Source organism: Roseateles asaccharophilus (assembly GCF_004362405.1).
Taxonomy (GTDB): Bacteria; Pseudomonadota; Gammaproteobacteria; order Burkholderiales; family Burkholderiaceae_C; genus Kinneretia; species Kinneretia asaccharophila.
The window spans coordinates 114,977-133,862 of sequence record NZ_SNXE01000002.1; the positions used below are offsets into that span (position 1 = coordinate 114,977).

The window sequence follows — 18,886 nt, forward strand, 5'->3', positions numbered from 1 at the left end:
GCAGATTAGCGCAAGCGCGCGACGCTCAGGGCCCCGAGATCGAGCTCGGGTGCGCGTCCGGACAGCTCTTGGGCCAGCAGTCGGGCACAGGCGCTGGCCAGGCTCCAGCCCTGGCCGCCGTGTCCCAGATTCAGCCACAGACCGGGCAAGCCGCTGCGCCCCAAGACCGGCAGGCCGTCGGGCAGGCTGGGGCGTGCGCCCTTCCAGCGCTGCAGCTGGCTGGCCTGGATGGCACCGGGGAAGCAGTCATTGAGCAGGCGGTGCAGGGGGGCGAGCGAGGTGTCTGCAAAGCTGTCGGCCGAACCTCGCAGTTCGTGGCCGCCCGCAACCCGCAGGCGCTGGCCGATGCGGGCAATGCTGAGTCCGCTGCGCAGATCGCTCAGGACGCCGCGCGGGCCGAGGTCGGGATAGGCCTCCAGCTGGCGCAGCGGAGCGGTCAAGGAGTAGCCCCAGACCGCGCGCAGCGGCAAATTCAGCCCCGCTGGCTTGAGCAGGCCGCCGGCGCCCAAGGCGGCGCACAGCACAACGGCATCAAAAGACTCGCGCTGGAGCTCGGGGCTTTGCGGCCGGGTGTTTGGGGCCTCGCTGCTGCCGGCATCGGCGAATCGGGTGCTTGGGCCTGCTGACTCGTCGGGCGGGGTGTGCTCGTGCACCAGGGTCGGGCCTTGCCCCGGTTCGATGTGACGGACCGTGGTGTGAAAGCGCAGCTTGACGCCCAGCCGCTGGGCCTCGACGCGCAGCGCCTGGGCAAACTGGCGGCCGTTGCCGGCCTCGTCTCCGGGCAGGTAGAGCCCGCCTTCCAGCGGCAAGTCGGGGTTGAGGCCGGGCTCCAGTCGCAGGCAGGCTGCCGTATCCAGCAGACGATGGGCGAGGCCGGCTTCGGCCAACTGATCGGTCATGGCCTCGGCCAGTGCCCGCTCCCGCGCACCGCGCAGCAGCAGCAGATGGCCTTCGGCGCGCTCGTAGTCCAGATGCAGTTCTTGCCGCAGCGTGCTCAGGCGCCGCTGGCTGAAGATGGCCAGCTGCCGCAAGGTCTGCTGACGTGCTGCGCGCAGCCGGGGCTGGCTCTGCCGCCAGGCGCGCCAGATCCAGCCCAGCTGGGTCGGCTGTCGCAGTCCCCCCAGCAGCAGGCTGCGCGCAAGCGCCGGTGCAGGCCAGGGGCTCAAGGTGGCCGGCGATATCAGCCCGCCTTGGGCGAAGCTGTTCTCGGCGGCCACACCGCCGCTGCGTTCGAAGACGGTGACCTCGTGGCCCTCCAGGGCCAGCTCGTAGGCGCTGCTGACGCCGACGATGCCGGCACCGACGATGGCGATGCGCATGACTCAGGCCTCCCGCTCGGATTGGAGCAGGGCTTCCGTCTGCAAGGCCAGACTGAGCAGCGCGTCATCGCGCAGGGCAGTGGCCCAGAGCATCAGGCCCGTGGGCAGGCTGCCCGGCGCATGGCAGGGCAGGGTAAGGGCGCAGCCGTCCAGCAGATTGACGACCGAGGTGTTGCGCAGCATCAGCAAATTGGTGGCAAAAAAGAGTTCATCGTCGGCCCGCAGGGGCGCCAGTTCGGGCGCGACGCGGGCGACGGTCGGGCTGAGCAGGGCATCAAAGCCCTGCAGGGCCTGCTCCATGGCGGCGATCCAGTCGCGGCGCGCGCTAAGCAGGTCCAGGTAGTCGGCGGCGGTGAAGCCGGCGCCGCGCTTGATGCGCAACGCGACCCGCGCATCGTAGTCGCTCTCGCGCTCGGCCAAGCGGGCGCGGTGCCAGGCCCAGCTCTCGCAGGCGGCTAGGCCGCCCTGGATTTGCAGGGCGCTGAAGTCGCGCAGCGGCGCGGGATCAATGTGCTCGATCTGCGCTCCCGCGGCCGACAGCTGGGCCAGGCTGCGCTCGAAGTCCTGCGCCACCTGGGTGTCCAAGCCCTCCAGCATGGCGCGGGGCACCCCCAGACGCAGACCTGACCAGGGCCGGGTCTGCAGCCTCACCTGGCGGGCTGCCAGGATTTCGTGCAGCAGCACCGCGTCGCGCACCGAGTGGGTGATGGCGCAGCTGGTGTCCAGGCTGGGAGCCAGCGGAATGCAGCCCGCGGCGGGTGTGAGGCGCGCCGTGTTCTTGAAGCCGACCAGACCCGTGAGTGCGGCGGGAATGCGGATGGAGCCGCCGGTGTCCGTGCCCAGGGCAGCCCAGGCTGCGCCGCTGGCCACGCTGACCGCTGCGCCCGAACTGGAGCCGCCGGGAATGCGGGCCAGGCCGTCCAGGGCCTGGGTCACCGGATTGAGGGGCGTGCCATGGTGGGGATTGAGGCCCAGGCCGGAGAAGGCGAATTCGCTGAGATTGGTGTGGCCGATCAGGGCCGCGCCCGCTGTGCGCAAGCGCGCCACGGCCGGGCTGTCGACCGAGGCCGGCGGCGCATCGGACAGGGCGCGCGAGCCGCCGGTGCTGGGCTGGCCGGCCACGTCGAATAGGTCCTTGATGCTGATGGCCAGGCCGCCCAGGGGGCTGTGCGGTGCCTCGATGGGGCGGGGTTCAAATAGGCGCACGAAGGCATGCTTGCAGGCCTCGCTGCGGGCAGCGGCCTGGCTCATTCGTAGCAGTTCCGCGGCCTGCAGGCGGCCTTCTCGCAGTCCGCTCAGGGCGCTGCTCAGATCGTGGGGCATGAATCGTGTATACTCTTTGGGTTTTGCTGCTGACGGCCCTGTGTCGAGCGCCTTGCGCGAGATGCTGTGCGAGATGCATTGGGCGCCCCGCATGCGGGGAGGGCGGTGAAATTAATCGCAAACCCGGCCACTTCAAGGTGTCGCGGCTGTGTTGATCAAATGAGGTCAGCCAGCGCGATTCGGGCCGGATTTTAGACACAACCTTCGGAGTTATTACATGTCCGTCACGATGCGCGAGATGCTGGAAGCCGGCGTCCACTTTGGTCACCAAACCCGCTTCTGGAATCCCAAGATGGCCCCGTTCATTTACGGCCATCGCAACAAGATCCACATCATCAACCTCGAAAAGACGCTGCCGAAGTTCGAGGAAGCGATGAAGTTCGTGCGTCAGCTGGCTGCCAAGCGCGGCACCATCCTGATGATCGGCACCAAGCGTCAGGCCCGTGAAGTGATCGCCCTGGAAGCTCAGCGCGCCGGCATGCCTTATGTCGACAACCGCTGGCTCGGCGGCATGCTGACCAACTTCAAGACGGTCAAGGGTTCGCTGAAGAACCTGAAGGACATGCAGGCTCAGGTCGAGGCTGGCACCCAGCCCGCCATCAAGAAGGAAGCCCTGATGTTCCAGCGCGACATCGCCAAGCTGGAAAAGAACATCGGCGGCATCCAGGACATGACCGCTCTGCCGGACGCCATGTTCGTGATCGATGTGGGTTACCACAAGATTGCCGTGGCCGAAGCCAAGAAGCTGGGCATTCCCGTGATCGGTATCGTCGATACCAACCACTCGCCCGAAGGCATTGACTACGTGATCCCCGGCAACGACGACTCCGCCAAGGCTGTGGCCCTGTACGCCAAGGCTGTGGCTGACGCCGTGCTGGAAGGCCGTGCCAACGCCACCAACGAGCTGGTGCAGGCCGTGGCCGCCGACGGCGACGAGTTCGTGGAAGTCAACGAAGGCGCCTGAGCCCTCGCTGCAACCGGAACATCCGGAACGAAAGGGGGCTGATTCAGCCCCTTTTTTTCAAACAGTATTCCCGAGGTCGGCCGCTGCCGGCCTTGCTGCAAAACGGAGATTGAAATGGCTGCAATTACCGCAAGCATGGTGGCTGAGCTGCGTGCCCGCACCGACGCCCCGATGATGGAGTGCAAGAAGGCTCTGACCGAGGCCGATGGCGACCTGGCGCGTGCCGAAGAAATCCTGCGTGTCAAGCTGGGCAACAAGGCCGGCAAGGCCGCTTCGCGCATCACCGCCGAAGGCGTGGTGGCCGCGGCTGTGGTCGGCTCGGCCGGTGCCCTGGTCGAAGTCAACTGCGAGACCGACTTTGTCTCCAAGAATGATGCCTTCCTGGCTTTCGTGAATGCCGTGGCTGGCCTGGTGGCCGAAAAGAACCCCGCCGACATCGAGGCCCTGTCGGCCCTGCCGCTGTCGCAGGAGGGCTTTGGCCCGACCGTGGAGGATGTGCGCAAGGGTCTGATCGGCAAGATCGGCGAGAACATGACCATCCGCCGCTTCAAGCGCTACGAAGGTGGCAAGCTGGCTTCCTATCTGCACGGCACCCGCATCGGCGTGATGGTCGAGTTCGACGGTGAAGACGTTGCCGCCAAGGACGTGGCCATGCACGTGGCCGCCATGAAGCCGGCCGCCCTGTCTTCCGCTGAAGTGCCGGCCGAGCTGGTCGCCAAGGAGCGCAAGATCGCCGAAGAGAAGGCTGCCGAGTCCGGCAAGCCCGCCGACATCGTCGCCAAGATGGTGGACGGCTCGGTGCAGAAGTACCTCAAGGAAGTCTCGCTGCTGGACCAGGTCTTCGTGAAGGCCGCCGACGGCAAGCAGACCGTGGCCGCCTACCTGAAGAGCGCCAACACCACGGTGAAGAGCTTCACCCTGTATGTGGTGGGCGAGGGCATCGAGAAGAAGGTTGACGACTTCGCGGCCGAAGTGGCTGCCCAGAAGGCCGCTGCCGAGGCGGCTGCCGCCGCCAAGAGCGCCTAAAGCGTTCAACGCAAACAAAGGGCGCCTCTGGCGCCCTTTACACTTGTGCCTGCGGCTTCGGTTCATAAGGGCTGGAGCGACCGCGGCACGCCAAGCACAGCATTGAAGAGGTACGAATGCCCGCTCACAAACGCATCCTGCTCAAACTCTCTGGCGAAGCCCTGATGGGCGATGACGCCTATGGCATCAATCGCGCGACCATCGTGCGCATGGTGCGCGAAATCCAGGAGGTCACGCAGCTGGGATGTGAGGTGGCGGTCGTGATCGGTGGCGGCAACATCTTCCGCGGCGTGGCCGGCGGCTCGGTGGGCATGGACCGCGCCACCGCCGACTACATGGGCATGCTGGCCACGGTGATGAACTCCCTGGCCCTGGCGGACACCATGCGCCAGGAAGGCATGACGGCCCGCGTGATGTCCGCCATCGCCATCGAGCAGGTGGTGGAGCCCTATGTGCGCCCCAAGGCCCTGCAGTACCTGGAAGAGGGTAAGGTGGTGGTCTTTGCCGCGGGCACCGGCAACCCCTTCTTCACCACCGATACCGCCGCCGCCCTGCGCGGCGCCGAGATCGGTGCCGAGATCATGCTCAAGGCCACCAAGGTGGACGGCGTCTACACCGCCGATCCCAAGAAGGACCCCACGGCCACCCGCTACGCCCGCATTAGCTTCGACGAGGCGATCACCAAGAACCTGCAGGTGCTGGATGCCACGGCCTTTGCGCTGTGCCGCGACCAGAAGCTGCCGATCAAGGTGTTCTCCATCTTCAAGCCGGGCGCGCTCAAGCGCGTGGTGATGGGCGAGGACGAAGGCACTCTGGTGCACGTCTGAGCGCCTTGCTGCGTTAGAAGCCTTTCTCAAGAGACATCAGGTTCAAGAATCATGAGCACTGCCGACATCAAGAAGACGGCCGAGGCCAAGATGGCCAAGTCGGTCGAAGCCTTCAAGAACGAACTCCAGAAGATCCGCACCGGTCGCGCCCACCCCGGCATCCTGGACCAGGTCAGCGTTGACTACTACGGCTCGCTGGTGCCCATCTCGCAGGTGGCCAATGTCAGCCTGCTCGATGCCCGCACCATCTCGGTCCAGCCCTGGGAGAAGGGCATGGGCGCCAAGATCGAGAAGGCCATCCGCGAGTCGGATCTGGGCCTGAACCCCTCTACCCAGGGCGACCTGATCCGCGTGCCGATGCCGCCGCTGTCGGAAGAGCGCCGTCGCGACCTGACCAAGGTCGCCCGCAATGCCGGCGAGGACGCCAAGGTGGCCGTGCGCAATGTGCGCCGCGAGGCCAATGAGCAGGCCAAGAAGCTGCTCAAGGACAAGGCCATCACCGAGGACGACGAGCGCCGCAGCGGCGATGAGGTGCAGAAACTCACCGACCGCATCATTGCCGAGATCGACAAGCTGGTCTCGAGCAAGGAACAAGAGATCCTGGCGATCTGAGTTCAGGTGGTGAGCGAGAACGGCAAGGCGGTTGTGCCCCGCCATGTGGCCATCGTGATGGATGGCAACGGTCGCTGGGCCAAGAAGCGCTTTCTGCCGCGCTTCTTTGGCCACAAGCAGGGGGTGGATGCCCTGGTGCGAGTGGTCCAGGCCTGTATTGACCGTGAGATCGAGTACCTGACGGTCTTCGCCTTCTCCAGCGAAAACTGGAAGCGCCCCAGCGACGAGGTGTCGGGCCTGATGGGCCTGGTGCTGGCGGCGGTCTCGCGCTATCTGGCTCGCATGGGCGATATGGGTGTGCGCATCCGCATCGTGGGCGACCGTGATGCGGTCTCGGACAAGCTGCGCAATGCCTGGAACGAGGCCGAGGCGGCCACGGCCCACAACAGCAAGCTCACGCTCAATGTGGCCTTCAACTACGGCGGCCGCTGGGACATCGTTCAGGCCGCCAAGGCCGCGATCAAGGCCGGTGTGCCGGCCGAGGAACTGAGCGAGGCCCGCCTGGGCGAGTTCATGGCCATGAGCTATGCGCCCGATCCGGATCTCTTCATCCGCACCGGCGGTGAGGTCCGCATCAGTAACTTCATGCTCTGGCAGGTGGCCTACACCGAGTTCGTGTTCTCCGACTGCCTCTGGCCGGAGTTCGGCGAGGCGCAGCTGGACGCCGCCATCGAGGCCTTCCGCGAGCGTGACCGGCGCTTCGGTGGCGTCAAGGAAGCGGCGCCTGCCTTGGCCGGTGCCTGAGCGCGCCATGCTCAAGCAACGCATCCTCACGGCCCTGGTGTTGCTGGCGGTTCTGCTGCCGGCTCTGTTTGCGGCCTCAGCCTGGCCTTTTGCGGTGCTGACCATCGTCATGATCGGCGCAGCCGCCTGGGAATGGGCCCGTCTGAATGCAGTGCCGGGGCGCTCGGCCTGGTTGTTCGGCGGCGCTTTGTCCCTGCTGTGCCTGGGCACCCTGCTCTTGCTCGGGCGCGATGGGCAGCTGTGGCCGGCTTCGCCCCTGGCTTGGTGGCTGGCTGGGGGGCTGTGGGTGCTGGGTGGGGGCTACGCCCTGAGCCAGGGACCGCAGGGCTGGCCGCGTCTGCCGCGCCTGCCCCGCCTTCTGCTGGGAGGCCTCGCCCTGTGGGCGGCCTGGCTGGCCATGGTGCAGGCCCGGGCTCTGGGTCTCAACTTCCTGCTTTCCATCTTCTGCCTGGTCTGGGCGGCGGACGTCTTCGCCTATTTCGGCGGCAAGGCCATGGGGCGGCGCAAGCTGGCACCTGCCATCAGTCCTGGCAAGAGCTGGGAGGGCGTCTGGACCGGCATGGCCGGGGTTCTGATCATGGCCCTGGTCTGGGCCTATGTGGTGGATGCGCGCTTCAGCGTCGACTCTCTGAGCGTCTACAGCCTGCTGCTGCGCAAGCTGGGCTGGTGGGTGGGCGGATTGGGCCTGCTGCTGCTGGTGGCCATGAGTGTGGTGGGCGATCTGTTCGAATCCCTGATCAAGCGGGCCACCGGCGCCAAGGACAGCAGCCAACTGCTGCCCGGCCATGGTGGCGTGCTTGATCGCATTGATGCGCTGTTGCCGGTGTTTCCGCTGGCCCTGGCCCTGAGTTCCCTGGTGGCAAAACAATGAGTCTTGAAGCTATGTCCAGCCGCGATCTGCAAAAGGTCTGCGTGCTGGGGTCCACCGGTTCCATAGGCACCAGCACCCTGGATGTGCTGGCCCGGCATCCCGATCGCTACGAGGTTTTCGCGCTCAGCGCCATGAGCCGCGTCGAGGAACTGGCGGCCCAGTGCCTGCAATACCGTCCGCGCTATGCCGTGCTGCCGGAAGCCTCCCTGGCTGCGCGACTGCGCGAGCTGCTGCGTGCACAGGGCTGCGCCACCGAGGTGTTGGCGGGGGAGCGCGCCTTGAGCGAGATTGCCGCGCACCCCGAGGTGGATGCCGTGATGGCGGCCATCGTCGGTGCTGCGGGCCTGGCGCCCTGCCTGGCGGCTGCGCGCGCCGGCAAGAAGCTGATGCTGGCCAACAAGGAGGCCATCGTCGTGGGGGGCGCGCTCTTCATGCAGGCGGTGGAGCAGGGTGGGGCCACCTTGCTGCCGGTGGATTCCGAGCACTCGGCCATCTTCCAATGCCTGCCCGAGGATCGCGGCACCTGGCACGATCGCATCGACCACATCGTGCTCACCGCCTCCGGTGGTCCCTTCCGCCAGCGCGACCCAGCCAGCCTGGCCGATGTCACGCCCGAGCAGGCGGTGGCACACCCGAACTGGGTGATGGGGCGCAAGATCTCGGTGGACTCCGCCACCATGATGAACAAGGCGCTGGAGGTGATCGAGGCGCGCTGGCTCTTCAATCTGACGCCCGAGCAGATCAAGGTGGTCATCCACCCGCAGAGCATCATCCACTCCATGGTGGTGTGCCGTGACCGTTCGGTGCTGGCCCAGCTGGGCACGCCCGATATGCGGGTGCCCATCGCCTATGCCCTGTCCTTCCCCGAGCGCATCGCCTCGGGGGCCGAGCCCCTGGACTTCCTGGCCAAGCCCAATCTGACTTTCGAAGAGGCCGATGAGCGTCGCTTCCCGGGCCTCTACCTGTCCTGGCAGGCCTTGCGGGCCGGGGAGGGCGCCACCGCGGTGCTCAATGCCGCCAACGAGGAGGCGGTGGCCGCCTTCCTGGCGCGCGGCCTGCGCTTTGATCAGATCTGCCGCGTCAATCGCCAGACGCTGGAGGAGTTGCACCCCGAGGCTGGCGAATGCGCCAGCGTCGAGGGTCTGCTGAACCTTGATGCCCGGGCACGCCGCCATGCCCAGGCCCTGATTGCCGCGCTGTCCGCCTGATGCTCACCACCCTGCTTGCCTTTGTTGTCACTCTCGGTGTGCTGATCGTGGTGCACGAGTGGGGGCATTACCGCGTGGCCAAGGCCTGCGGTGTGAAGGTGCTGCGGTTCTCGGTGGGTTTTGGGCGCGTGCTGCTGCGTCGCCAGCGTGGCGAGACCGAGTTCACCCTCTCGGCCTTGCCGCTGGGGGGCTATGTGCGCATGCTTGATGAGCGCGAGGGGCCGGTGTCCCCGGCCGAGCGTGAGCGCGCCTTCAACAACCGCCCGCTGTGGCAGCGCGCCGCCATCGTGGCCGCCGGCCCGGCGGCCAACTTCGTGCTGGCCATCCTGCTCTTTGCGGCGGTGGGTCTGCTGGGCGTGGAAGAACCCAAGCCCGTACTCGGCTCGCCCCTGGCCGGCAGCCTGGCCGACAAGGCCGGCCTGCGCGCCGGAGACTGGGTGCGCGCCGTCTCGGCCGATGGCGAGGACTGGCAAGAGCTGCAGTCGCTGCCGCAGCTGCGCTGGCAGCTGACTCAGGCGGTGTCCGAAGGGCGCAAGCTGCATCTCTCGGTGAGCGATGCGCAGGGCCATGGCCAGCGCCAGCTGGTGCTGGCCACCGACAGTCTGGAGAAGCGCGAGCTCGACGCCCAGCTGCTGCGTCGTATCGGTCTGGGCGGTGCCTTCATGGCGCCGGTGCTGGGCGAGCTGAGTCCCGGCGGTGCCGGAGCCGAGGCGGGCCTGCAGCGCGGTGACCGGGTGCTGAGCGTGGACGGTCAGCCGGTGGTGGACGCCGCGGCCCTGCGCGAGCGCATCCGTGCCAGCGGTCAGGGCGGTGTGGAGGGCGAGCGTGTCGCACCCATGCTGTGGCGGGTGGAGCGGGCGGGTCAGGTCTTGAGCCTGGAGCTGCGGCCCAAGGTCGTGCGCGATGGCGGCCAGTTGCTGGGCCGCATCGAGGCCCAGATCGGTGCGCCCCCCGAGCTGCTCACCGTGAGTCATGGACCGTTGGAGTCGCTGTGGCTGGGCGCGCGCCGGACCTGGGAGGTCTCGGTCCTGACCCTGAACACCTTTGGCCGCATGCTGACCGGCGAGGCCTCGCTGAAAAACCTCAGCGGCCCGATCACGATTGCCGATTACGCCGGCCAGTCCGCGCGGATGGGGCCCGCCCAGTACCTGAGCTTTCTGGCCCTGGTCAGCGTGAGCCTGGCGGTGCTGAACCTGCTCCCGCTGCCCATGCTCGATGGTGGGCACCTGATGTATTATCTTTTCGAGGGTCTGAGCGGCCGCCCCGTCTCGGAATGGTGGCAACAGCAGTTGCAGCGCGCTGGTGTGCTGATCATGCTGCTGATGATGACCTTGGCCCTTTCCAACGACATGGCCCGCTTGCTGGGCCTGCACTGACCTCACCCGCATGTCCGTATCCCGCCTTACGTCCGCGCGCCTGCGCCCGTCCGTCCTGAGTCTGGCGCTGGCCGCCGCCCTACAGGCCGGCTCTGCCTGGGCCGTCGATCCCTTCGTACTCAAGGACATCCGTGTCGAGGGCCTGCAGCGCACCGACCCCGGTACCGTCTTCGCCTCGCTGCCTTTCCGCATCGGGGAGACCTACAACGAGGAGAAGGGGGCGGCCGCGATCCGCGCCCTGTTCGCCACCGGCCTGTTCAAGGATGTGCGCATCCAGATCGATGGCGACTCGGCCGTCATCGTTATCGAGGAGCGCCCCATCATTGCGGCGGTGAGCTTTGTCGGTCTCAAGGAGTTCGACACCGAGGCACTGACCAAGTCGCTCAAGGATGTGGGTATCGGCGAGGGCAAGCCCTTCGACAAGGCGCTGGCTGACCGTGCCGAGCAGGAGCTCAAGCGCCAGTATCTGACCCGCAGCCTTTACGGCGCCGAGGTCACCACCACCATCACCCCGCTGGAACGCAATCGCGTCAACGTCAGCTTCCAGGTGACCGAGGGTGAGCCGGCCAAGATCGGTGAGATCCGCATTTTGGGTAACAAGGTCTTTTCCGAGAGCACGCTGGCCGGCTTGTTCGAGCAAACCACCAGCGGCTGGCTGACCTGGTACACCAAGACCGATCGCTACTCGCGCGCCAAGCTCAATGCCGACTTGGAGACCCTGCGCTCCTACTACCTGAACCGCGGCTATCTGGAGTTTGCCGTCACCTCCACGCAGGTGACCATCTCGCCGGACAAGCAGAGCATCAGCATCGCCATCACGGTCAACGAGGGGCAGCCCTACACCGTCACCGCCGTCAAGCTCGAGGGGGACTTCCTGGGGCGTGAGGAGGACTTCAAGAGCCTGATCGCCCTCAAGCCCGGCGAAGCGTATCGGGGTGAGGCTGTGGCTGCCACCACGCGTGCCTTCTCCGATCTCTACGGCACCTTCGGCTACGCGTTTGCGCGCGTCGACAGCCGTCCCGAGATCGACAGGGCAACCGGGCAGGTGGTGGTGACTTTCTCGGCCGAGCCTCAGCGCCGCGTCTATGTGCGCCGCGTCATCGTCTCGGGCAACACCCGCACCCGCGACGAAGTGATCCGTCGCGAGTTCCGCCAGTTCGAATCCGCCTGGTACGACGGCGCCAAGATCAAGGCCTCGCGCGATCGCGTGGAGCGCCTGGGCTATTTCAAGGACGTCAATATCGATACCGCCGAGGTGCCTGGTGCGCCCGATCAGGTCGATGTGACCCTGACCGTGACCGAGCGCCCGACCGGCAACATCATGGTCGGTGCCGGCTACTCCAGCCAGCAGCGGCTTTCGCTGTCGGGCTCGATCAAGCAGGACAACGTCTTCGGCTCGGGCAACTACCTGGGCATCGAGCTCAATACCGCCAAGACCGGTCGTGCCCTGGTGCTGTCCACGGTGGATCCGTACTTCACGGTGGACGGTGTCTCGCGCGCCGTGGACCTGTTCTACCGCACGACCAAGCCGCTCAACACCCTGGGTGAGGAGTACGAACTGGTCAGCCACGGTGCGGCGATCCGCTTCGGTGTGCCCTTCTCCGAAGTGGACACGGTGTTCTTCGGCATCGGTTACGAGAAGACGCGCATCTCCACCTCGGTGGGACTGCCCAACAGCTACTTCCTGTTCCGTCAGCAGTTCGGCCCCTCGAGCACGGCCTTCCCGCTGACCATTGGCTGGCAGCGTGATGAGCGGGACAGCATCATCTCGCCCACGCGCGGCAAGTACCAGCGCGTGAACCTTGAGCTGAGCCCGACCGGCGATTCGCGCTATATGCGCGCCAATGTGCAGTACCAGCAGTACTTCCCGCTGTGGAGCAGCAAGTTCACGCTGGGCGTCAATGGTGAGCTGGGTTGGGGCAAGGGCATCTCGGGCCGTCCCTATCCGATCTTCAAGAACTTCTACGCCGGTGGCCTGGGTTCGGTGCGCGTGTTCGAGGGCAACTCGCTGGGCCCCGTGGACGTGACCGGCTCCTACTCGGGCGGCAACCGTCGCATGAATGGCAATGTGGAGCTGTATGTGCCAGTGCCGGGCGCCGGCAATGACAAGACCTTCCGACTCTTCGGCTTCTTCGATGCCGGCAATGTCTGGGGCTCGCATGAGAAAATCGAGGCCGGCGATATCCGCGCCTCGGCCGGTATCGGCCTGTCCTGGCTTTCCCCGATGGGTCCCCTCAAGATGAGCTACGGCACGCCGGTGCGCAAGAAGCCTACGGATAGAATAGAACGTTTCCAATTCCAGATCGGGACTGCATTCTGATGATGAGCAAGCTGTTGAAATCGGCGGCCATGGCCGCCATGCTGTGCGCTTCGGCCACGGGCCTGCAGGCGCAGGACCTGAAGATTGGCTATGTCAACAGTGAGCGCGTGATGCGAGAGGCCAATTTGGCCAAGGTTGCGCAGGCCAAGCTTGAAACCGAATTCAGCAAGCGCGAGAAGGAATTGAAGGATCTGGAAACCAGGCTTCGCGGTGCCGCCGAGAAGCTTGAAAAGGACAGCCCGACCCTCAGCGAGAACGAGCGCGGACGCCGTCAGCGCGATCTGGTCGAGGCCGATCGTGACCTGCAGCGCAAGCGCCGTGAGTTCCAGGAAGATCTGGCTCAGCGCAAGAACGAGGAGCTGGGCATGCTGGTTGATCGCGCCAATCGCGTGATCAAGCAGATCTTCGATGCCGAGAAGTACGACCTGATCCTGCAAGACGCTGTGCACGCCAGCGCCCGTGTCGACATCACCAAGAAGGTGATCGACGCGCTGAACGCGCAGAAGTAAACCGCGTCGGTCCGATCTTGCCCAAGATCACTGTTGCCGAACTGATCGCCGCCTTGGGCGGCGATCTTCTTGGTGCCCCCGATCCGGTGATCGAGCGTATCGGCCCGCTGGACGGCGCCGATGCCACCACCATCGCCTTCCTGGCCAATCCGCGCTACCAGCAGCAGCTGGCGGGCAGCGCGGCGGGCTGCGTGATCCTGGCGCCCGCCCTGCGCGAGCTCGCCGAGGCCCGCGGCGGCAGCTACATCCTCACGCCCGATCCCTACCTCTACTTCGCCCGGCTCACCCAGTGGTGGGCCGCGCAGGTGCGCCCGCTGGGCGCGCCGCGCGTGCACCCCAGCGCGGTGATCGATCCCACGGCCGAGCTGGGGCTTGATGTGGATGTGGGGCCGCAGGCGGTGATCGAGGCCGGTGCCCGCATCGGCGCCGGCGCGCGCATCGGCGCGCACTGCGTGATCGGCGAGCGCGCCGTGGTGGGCGAGGGCAGCCGGCTGGCCCCGCGCGTCACCCTGGGCTTTGACTGCCGCATCGGCGCGCGCTGCCTTCTGCACAGCGGCGTGGTGATAGGCGCCGACGGTTTTGGCTTCGCGCCCACGGCGGGGCGCTGGGAAAAGATCGAGCAGCTCGGCGCGGTGCGCATCGGTGACGATGTGGAGATCGGCGCCAACAGCTGCATAGACCGCGGCGCCCTGGACGATACGGTGCTGGAGGACGGCGTCAAGCTGGACAATCTGGTGCAGATCGGCCACAACGTGAAGGTGGGCGCCCATACCGCGATGGCGGGTTGCGCCGGCGTGGCCGGCAGCGCGGTGATCGGCCGCGGCTGCACCATCGGCGGCGGCGCCATCGTGCTGGGTCACCTGAGCCTGGCCGACGGCGTGCACGTCTCGGCCGCCACGGTGGTGACGCGCAGCATTGCCAAGCCGGGCCAGTACAGCGGCGTGTTTCCGTTCGACGAGAACGCCAGTTGGGAAAAGAACGCGGCGACGCTGCGACAGCTGCACGCCTTGCGAGAGCGCCTCAGAGCGCTGGAGAAGAAAGCATGACGACGACCACCCTGGACATCCACCAGATCCTCAAGAAGATCCCGCACCGCTACCCGATCCTGCTGATCGATCGCGTGCTGGAGCTGGACAAGGGCAAGCGCATCCGCGCGCTGAAGAACGTCAGCATCAACGAGCCGCATTTCCTGGGCCACTTCCCGCACCGCCCGGTGATGCCGGGCGTGCTGATGCTGGAAGCCATGGCACAGGCCGCCACGGTGCTGACCCTGATCAGCCTGGACACCGAGCTGGACGACAGCACCGTGTGCTACTTCGCCGGCATCGACGGCGCGCGCTTCAAGCGCCCGGTGGAGCCGGGCGATCAGCTGGTGCTGGAGGTGACCCTGGACCGTGCCAAGGCCGGCATCTTCAAGTACACCGGCAAGGCTTATGTGGGCGAGGACATCGCCTGCGAGGCCGAGCTGATGTGCACCATGCGTCGCATCGAAGCCGCCTGAGCGGGGAAGGGCCCTGGTCATGATCCATGCCACCGCCATCGTTGATCCCAAGGCCGAGCTGGACAGCTCGGTCACGGTCGGCCCCTACACGGTGATCGGCGCCGGTGTGCGCATCGGCGCCGGCACCAGCGTGGGCCCGCACTGCGTGATCGAGGGGCCAACCACCGTCGGCCGCGACAACAAGATCTTCCAGTTCGCCTCCCTGGGCGCCGCACCGCAGGACAAGAAGTACGCCGGCGAGCCCACCCAGCTGATCGTGGGCGACCGCAACACCATCCGCGAGTTCTGCACCATGAACCGCGGCACTGTGCAGGACGACGGCATCACGGCGCTGGGCGATGACAACTGGATCATGGCCTATGTGCACCTGGCGCATGACTGCAAGGTGGGGAACCGGGTCATCATGGCCAATAACGCGCAGCTGGCCGGCCACGTGCATGTGGGCGACTGGGCCATCCTGGGCGGCTTCACGGCCGTGCACCAGTTCGTGCACATCGGCGCCCACAGCATGACGGGCCTGGGCTCCATCCTGTTCCAGGATCTGCCGCCCTTCATCATGGCCGCCGGCAACACCGCCGAGGCCCGCAGCTTCAACCTCGAAGGCCTCAAGCGCCGTGGCTTCACGCCCGAGCAGCTCAACGCGGTCAAGCAGATGTATCGCCTGCTGTACCGCCGTGGCCTGACCGTGGACCAGGCCCAGATCGAGATGGCCGGCCTGCAGGCCTCGCACCCCGAGGCGCGCGACACCATCCAGCTGATGCTGGACTTCCTCAAGACCGCCACGCGCGGCATCATCCGCTGAGGCCATGAGCGACACCGCGCCCCGCTTCGGCATGGTGGCCGGCGAGGCCTCCGGTGATCTGCTCGGCGGCCTGCTGCTGGCCGGCCTGCGCCAGCGCTGGCCCGGGTTGCAGGCCCAGGGCATTGGCGGGCCGCGCATGGAGCAGGGCGGCTTCGAGTCCTGGTGGCCGCACCACAAGCTCTCGGTCTTCGGCTATGTGGACGCGCTGATGCATCTGCGCGAGATCCTGGCCATCCGCAAGCAGCTGATGGGCCGTCTGCTGGCGGACAAGCCGCGCGCCTTTATCGGCATCGACGCGCCGGACTTCAACTTCGTGGTCGAGGCCCGTCTCAAGGCCGAGGGCGTCAAGGCCATCCACTTCGTCTGCCCCTCCATCTGGGCCTGGCGCGGGGAGCGGGTGCAGAAGATCCGCGACTCGGTGGATCATGTGCTCTGCCTCTTCCCCTTCGAGCCGGCCCTGCTGCACGAGGCCGGCATTGCCGCCACCTATGTGGGCCATCCGCTGGCCGATGCGATTCCGCTGGAGCCGCCGCGTGCGGCCAGCCGTGCGGCCCTGGGCCTGGGTGAGGGCGATACCGTGGTGGCCCTGCTGCCGGGCAGCCGCAAGAGCGAGGTTCGCTATATCGCCGCGCCCCTGCTGCAGGCCGCGGCCCTGATGCAGAAGGCGCGGCCCGCGCTGCGCTTCGTGCTGCCGGTGGCGCCGGGCCTGCGCGCACTGATCGAACCCCTTGTGCCCGCGGGCCTGGAGATCCAGCTGCTGGATGGCCGCTCGCACGAGGCCCTGGCCGCCTGCGACGTGACCCTGGTGGCCAGCGGCACCGCCACCCTGGAGGCCGCGCTCTTCAAGCGCCCCATGGTGATTGCCTACCGCATGCACTGGCTGAACTGGCGCCGCATCAGCGGCCAGCGCTACCAGCCTTGGGTGGGCCTGCCCAATGTGCTGGCGCGCGAGTTCCTGGTGCCCGAGCTGCTGCAGGACGAGTGCACGCCCGAAGCCCTTGCCGCCGAAGGTCTGGCCTGGCTGGACGAGCCTGAGCGCTACGCCCGGGTGCAGGCGCGCTTTGTCGAGCAACACGAACTCCTGCGTCGCAACACGGCCCAGGTGGCCACGGATGCCATTGCGCAAGTCATCGGCCTCTGAGCCGCCGCAGCAGCTGGGTCTGGCCTGGGACGCTCCCGGTCTGATCGCCGGCGTGGACGAGGCCGGCCGCGGCCCCCTGGCCGGTCCGGTGGTGGCGGCCGCGGTGATCCTGGACGAGCTCAATCCGATTGCCGGTCTGGGTGACTCCAAGACGTTGAGCGAGAAGAAGCGCGAGCGCCTGTTCGACGAGATCCGCGCCAAGGCCCTGTGCTGCTGCATCGCCGAGGCCAGCGTGGAGGAGATTGACCAGCTCAACATCCTGCAGGCCACCCTGCTGGCCATGCGCCGCGCGGTGGAGGGCCTGCGCCTCAAGCCTGCCAAGGTGCTGGTGGACGGCAACCGCCTGCCCGTGCTCAAGGTGCCGGCCGAGGCCATCGTCAAGGGCGACGCTCTGGTGCAGGCCATCTCGGCCGCTTCCATCCTGGCCAAGGTCACGCGCGACCGCCAGTGCCTGGCCATGCACGAGACCCATCCCGAGTACGGCTTCGCCACCCACAAGGGCTATCCCACCGCCGATCATCTGGCCGCCCTGCGGGCCCATGGTGTGAGCGCCTGGCACCGGCGCAGCTTCGCCCCGGTGCGCCAGATCCTGGAGACTTCCGCCCCATGAGCACGCCCAAGGTCCTGCACATCACCGCCCGGGACAACCCCAGCCTGCAGCGCCTGCGCAAGCTGAGCCAGGACGCCGCGGCCTACCGCAAGCTGGGCTCCGTCTGGCTGGAGGGAGACCATCTGGCCCGCGCCCTGCTGCAGCGCGGCCAGCAGCCCACGCTGGCCGTGGTCAGCGAGGCCGCCTATGCCGAACCCGCGCTGCGCGAGCTGGCGGATGCCGCGCCGCGCGTGCTGGTCCTGCCCCTGGCCCTGTTCAAGAGCATCAGCGGCCTGGAGTCACCGGCCCAGATCGGCTTCGAGGTGGCGCATGTCGCGGGTCTGAGCCCGCTCAAGGGCGTGGACAGCGTGGTGCTGGACCGCCTACAGGACGCCGGCAATGTGGGCACCATCCTGCGCAGTGCCGCGGCTTTCGGCTTTCGCCAGGTGCTGGCGCTCAAGGGCACGGCGGCGCTGTGGAGTGCCAAGGTGCTGCGTGCCGGCATGGGCGCGCATTTCGGCCTGCGCCTGGTCGAAGGCCTGGCGCCCGAAGACCTGGACGGCCTGGACCTGCCCCTGATCGCCACCAGCTCCCACGCCCAGTCCCAGCTGCACCAGACCCGCCTGCCCAGCCCCTGTGCCTGGGTCATGGGCCACGAAGGGCAGGGCGTGCAGCCGGCCCTGATGCAGCGCTGCGGGCTGACCGTGGGCATTCCGCAGCCGGGCGGCGAGGAATCGTTGAATGTGGGCAGTGCGGCCGCGATCTGCCTCTATGAGAGTGCACGTCAGCGCCTGGCCTGATCAGTAGATCAGGCGGTCCGGCCGGATGTCGCGCAGGATGGTGGTGGCGATTTCCTCGATGGACTTGTGGGTCGAGGAGAGCCAGGAGATGCCCTCGCGCTTCATCATCTTCTCGGCCTCGTTGACCTCGTAGCGGCAGTTCATCATGTCCGCATACTTGCTGCCGGGGCGGCGCTCGTTGCGCACCTGGGCCAGGCGGTCGGGGTCTATGGTCAGGCCGAAGCACTTGGCCTTGTGCGGCAACAGGCTGGCGGGCAGCTTGCCGCGCTCGAAGTCCTCGGGGATCAGGGGGTAGTTGGCGGCCTTGATGCCGTGCTGCATGGCCAGGTAGAGCGAGGTGGGCGTCTTGCCGCAGCGGCTCACGCCCACCAGGATCACATCGGCCGAGACTAGGTTCTTGGCCGACTGGCCGTCGTCATGGGCCAGGGAAAAGTTGATGGCCTCGATGCGGTCGTGATACTCCTGGCTGCGCGCCACATCCGAGAAGCGGCCCACCCGGTGGTTGCTCTTGACGCCGAACTCCTCCTCCAGCGGCTCGATGAAGGTGGCGAACATATCGATCACCCGGCCCTGGCAGTGATCGCGCACGATCTTGAGCACATCGCGGTCCACCAGGGTGGCGAAAACGATGGCACGCTGACCCTCGCGCTCGCCGGTCTCATTGATCTCGCGCACCACGGCATAGGCCTTCTCGGCGCTGTCCACGAAGGGGCGGCGCACGTGCCGTGGCTTCATGGGGAACTGGGCCAGGATGGAGTTGCCGAAGGTTTCTGCCGTGATGCCGGTGCCGTCGGAGACAAAGTACACGGTGCGCTGGGTGTTCATGGTCGGGACGCTCTAGAGTGTCTTGTCATCATAAGTGGGCTTGCCCGTAGAATCGGTGCAAAGCCTCCCCCGACGCGCATCACCATGCAGCCCGACCGCCTCCTACAAGAATCCAGAAATGCTGGTTCT

The 18,886-nt window shown here is 66.9% G+C and carries 19 protein-coding genes; 16 read left to right on the forward strand and 3 right to left on the reverse strand.

The features are described from left to right. Window positions 1–5: 5 nt before the first annotated feature. The gene (locus DFR39_RS05325; protein WP_133602517.1) at window positions 6–1,319 is read right to left on the reverse strand and encodes an FAD-dependent oxidoreductase; all 1,314 of its coding nucleotides are present in this window, start codon (window positions 1,317–1,319) and stop codon (window positions 6–8) included. Window positions 1,320–1,322: 3 nt separating this feature from the next. After that, window positions 1,323–2,642 (reverse strand): amidase, encoded by a 1,320-nt coding sequence (locus DFR39_RS05330; protein ID WP_133602518.1) that lies wholly within the window; start codon window positions 2,640–2,642, stop codon window positions 1,323–1,325. 217 nt (window positions 2,643–2,859) lie between these two features. Between DFR39_RS05330 and rpsB the strand changes: the two genes are divergently transcribed. The 16 genes from rpsB to DFR39_RS05410 all read left to right on the forward strand — a co-directional run bounded on the left by rpsB (window position 2,860) and on the right by DFR39_RS05410 (window position 17,932). Next, window positions 2,860–3,606 (forward strand): 30S ribosomal protein S2, encoded by a 747-nt coding sequence (gene rpsB / locus DFR39_RS05335; RefSeq protein WP_133602519.1) that lies wholly within the window; start codon window positions 2,860–2,862, stop codon window positions 3,604–3,606. A 114-nt stretch (window positions 3,607–3,720) separates the two neighbouring features. Then, entirely contained in the window at window positions 3,721–4,632 is a 912-nt protein-coding gene (gene tsf, locus DFR39_RS05340; RefSeq protein ID WP_133602520.1) for a translation elongation factor Ts, read from the forward strand. Between the two features lie 116 nt (window positions 4,633–4,748). Then, window positions 4,749–5,459 (forward strand): UMP kinase, encoded by a 711-nt coding sequence (pyrH, locus tag DFR39_RS05345; protein ID WP_133602521.1) that lies wholly within the window; start codon window positions 4,749–4,751, stop codon window positions 5,457–5,459. Window positions 5,460–5,510: 51 nt separating this feature from the next. Continuing rightward, complete coding sequence (frr, locus tag DFR39_RS05350; protein WP_133602522.1) at window positions 5,511–6,071, forward strand: ribosome recycling factor; 561 nt, start codon at window positions 5,511–5,513, stop codon at window positions 6,069–6,071. Window positions 6,072–6,080: 9 nt separating this feature from the next. Continuing rightward, entirely contained in the window at window positions 6,081–6,815 is a 735-nt protein-coding gene (uppS, locus tag DFR39_RS05355) for a polyprenyl diphosphate synthase (RefSeq protein ID WP_281277225.1), read from the forward strand. Window positions 6,816–6,822: 7 nt separating this feature from the next. Then, window positions 6,823–7,686: a phosphatidate cytidylyltransferase gene (locus DFR39_RS05360; protein ID WP_133602523.1), complete on the forward strand. Its 864-nt coding sequence runs from the start codon at window positions 6,823–6,825 to the stop codon at window positions 7,684–7,686. Then, a complete protein-coding gene (gene ispC, locus DFR39_RS05365) occupies window positions 7,683–8,894 on the forward strand; it encodes a 1-deoxy-D-xylulose-5-phosphate reductoisomerase (RefSeq protein WP_246030702.1) in 1,212 nt (403 codons plus the stop codon). Before DFR39_RS05360 ends, ispC begins: the two co-directional genes overlap by 4 nt. Next, entirely contained in the window at window positions 8,894–10,270 is a 1,377-nt protein-coding gene (gene rseP, locus DFR39_RS05370) for an RIP metalloprotease RseP (protein WP_133602525.1), read from the forward strand. Before ispC ends, rseP begins: the two co-directional genes overlap by 1 nt. Window positions 10,271–10,280: 10 nt before the next feature. After that, window positions 10,281–12,590, forward strand: coding sequence for an outer membrane protein assembly factor BamA (gene bamA, locus DFR39_RS05375; protein ID WP_133602526.1), 2,310 nt, complete (start codon window positions 10,281–10,283; stop codon window positions 12,588–12,590). Between the two features lie 2 nt (window positions 12,591–12,592). Further along, window positions 12,593–13,099 (forward strand): OmpH/Skp family outer membrane protein, encoded by a 507-nt coding sequence (locus DFR39_RS05380; RefSeq protein WP_133602967.1) that lies wholly within the window; start codon window positions 12,593–12,595, stop codon window positions 13,097–13,099. Window positions 13,100–13,116: 17 nt separating this feature from the next. Further along, complete coding sequence (gene lpxD, locus DFR39_RS05385; RefSeq protein WP_133602527.1) at window positions 13,117–14,145, forward strand: UDP-3-O-(3-hydroxymyristoyl)glucosamine N-acyltransferase; 1,029 nt, start codon at window positions 13,117–13,119, stop codon at window positions 14,143–14,145. Continuing rightward, window positions 14,142–14,600: a 3-hydroxyacyl-ACP dehydratase FabZ gene (gene fabZ / locus DFR39_RS05390; RefSeq protein ID WP_133602528.1), complete on the forward strand. Its 459-nt coding sequence runs from the start codon at window positions 14,142–14,144 to the stop codon at window positions 14,598–14,600. Before lpxD ends, fabZ begins: the two co-directional genes overlap by 4 nt. Before the next feature lie 19 nt (window positions 14,601–14,619). After that, window positions 14,620–15,402, forward strand: a complete 783-nt coding sequence (gene lpxA, locus DFR39_RS05395) for an acyl-ACP--UDP-N-acetylglucosamine O-acyltransferase (protein ID WP_133602529.1) — start codon at window positions 14,620–14,622, stop codon at window positions 15,400–15,402. A 4-nt stretch (window positions 15,403–15,406) separates the two neighbouring features. Next, window positions 15,407–16,543: a lipid-A-disaccharide synthase gene (lpxB, locus tag DFR39_RS05400; RefSeq protein ID WP_133602530.1), complete on the forward strand. Its 1,137-nt coding sequence runs from the start codon at window positions 15,407–15,409 to the stop codon at window positions 16,541–16,543. Continuing rightward, window positions 16,515–17,153 carry a ribonuclease HII gene (rnhB, locus tag DFR39_RS05405; protein WP_133602531.1) on the forward strand — a complete coding sequence of 213 codons (639 nt, stop codon included), beginning with the start codon at window positions 16,515–16,517 and terminating at the stop codon, window positions 17,151–17,153. Before lpxB ends, rnhB begins: the two co-directional genes overlap by 29 nt. Beyond that, window positions 17,150–17,932, forward strand: a complete 783-nt coding sequence (locus DFR39_RS05410; RefSeq protein WP_133602532.1) for a TrmH family RNA methyltransferase — start codon at window positions 17,150–17,152, stop codon at window positions 17,930–17,932. The genes rnhB and DFR39_RS05410 overlap by 4 nt, the downstream gene beginning before the upstream one ends. Here the strand turns inward: DFR39_RS05410 and ppsR are convergent, their stop codons facing one another. Then, window positions 17,933–18,757 (reverse strand): posphoenolpyruvate synthetase regulatory kinase/phosphorylase PpsR, encoded by an 825-nt coding sequence (gene ppsR / locus DFR39_RS05415; RefSeq protein WP_133602533.1) that lies wholly within the window; start codon window positions 18,755–18,757, stop codon window positions 17,933–17,935. Between the last annotated feature and the right edge of the window lie 129 nt (window positions 18,758–18,886).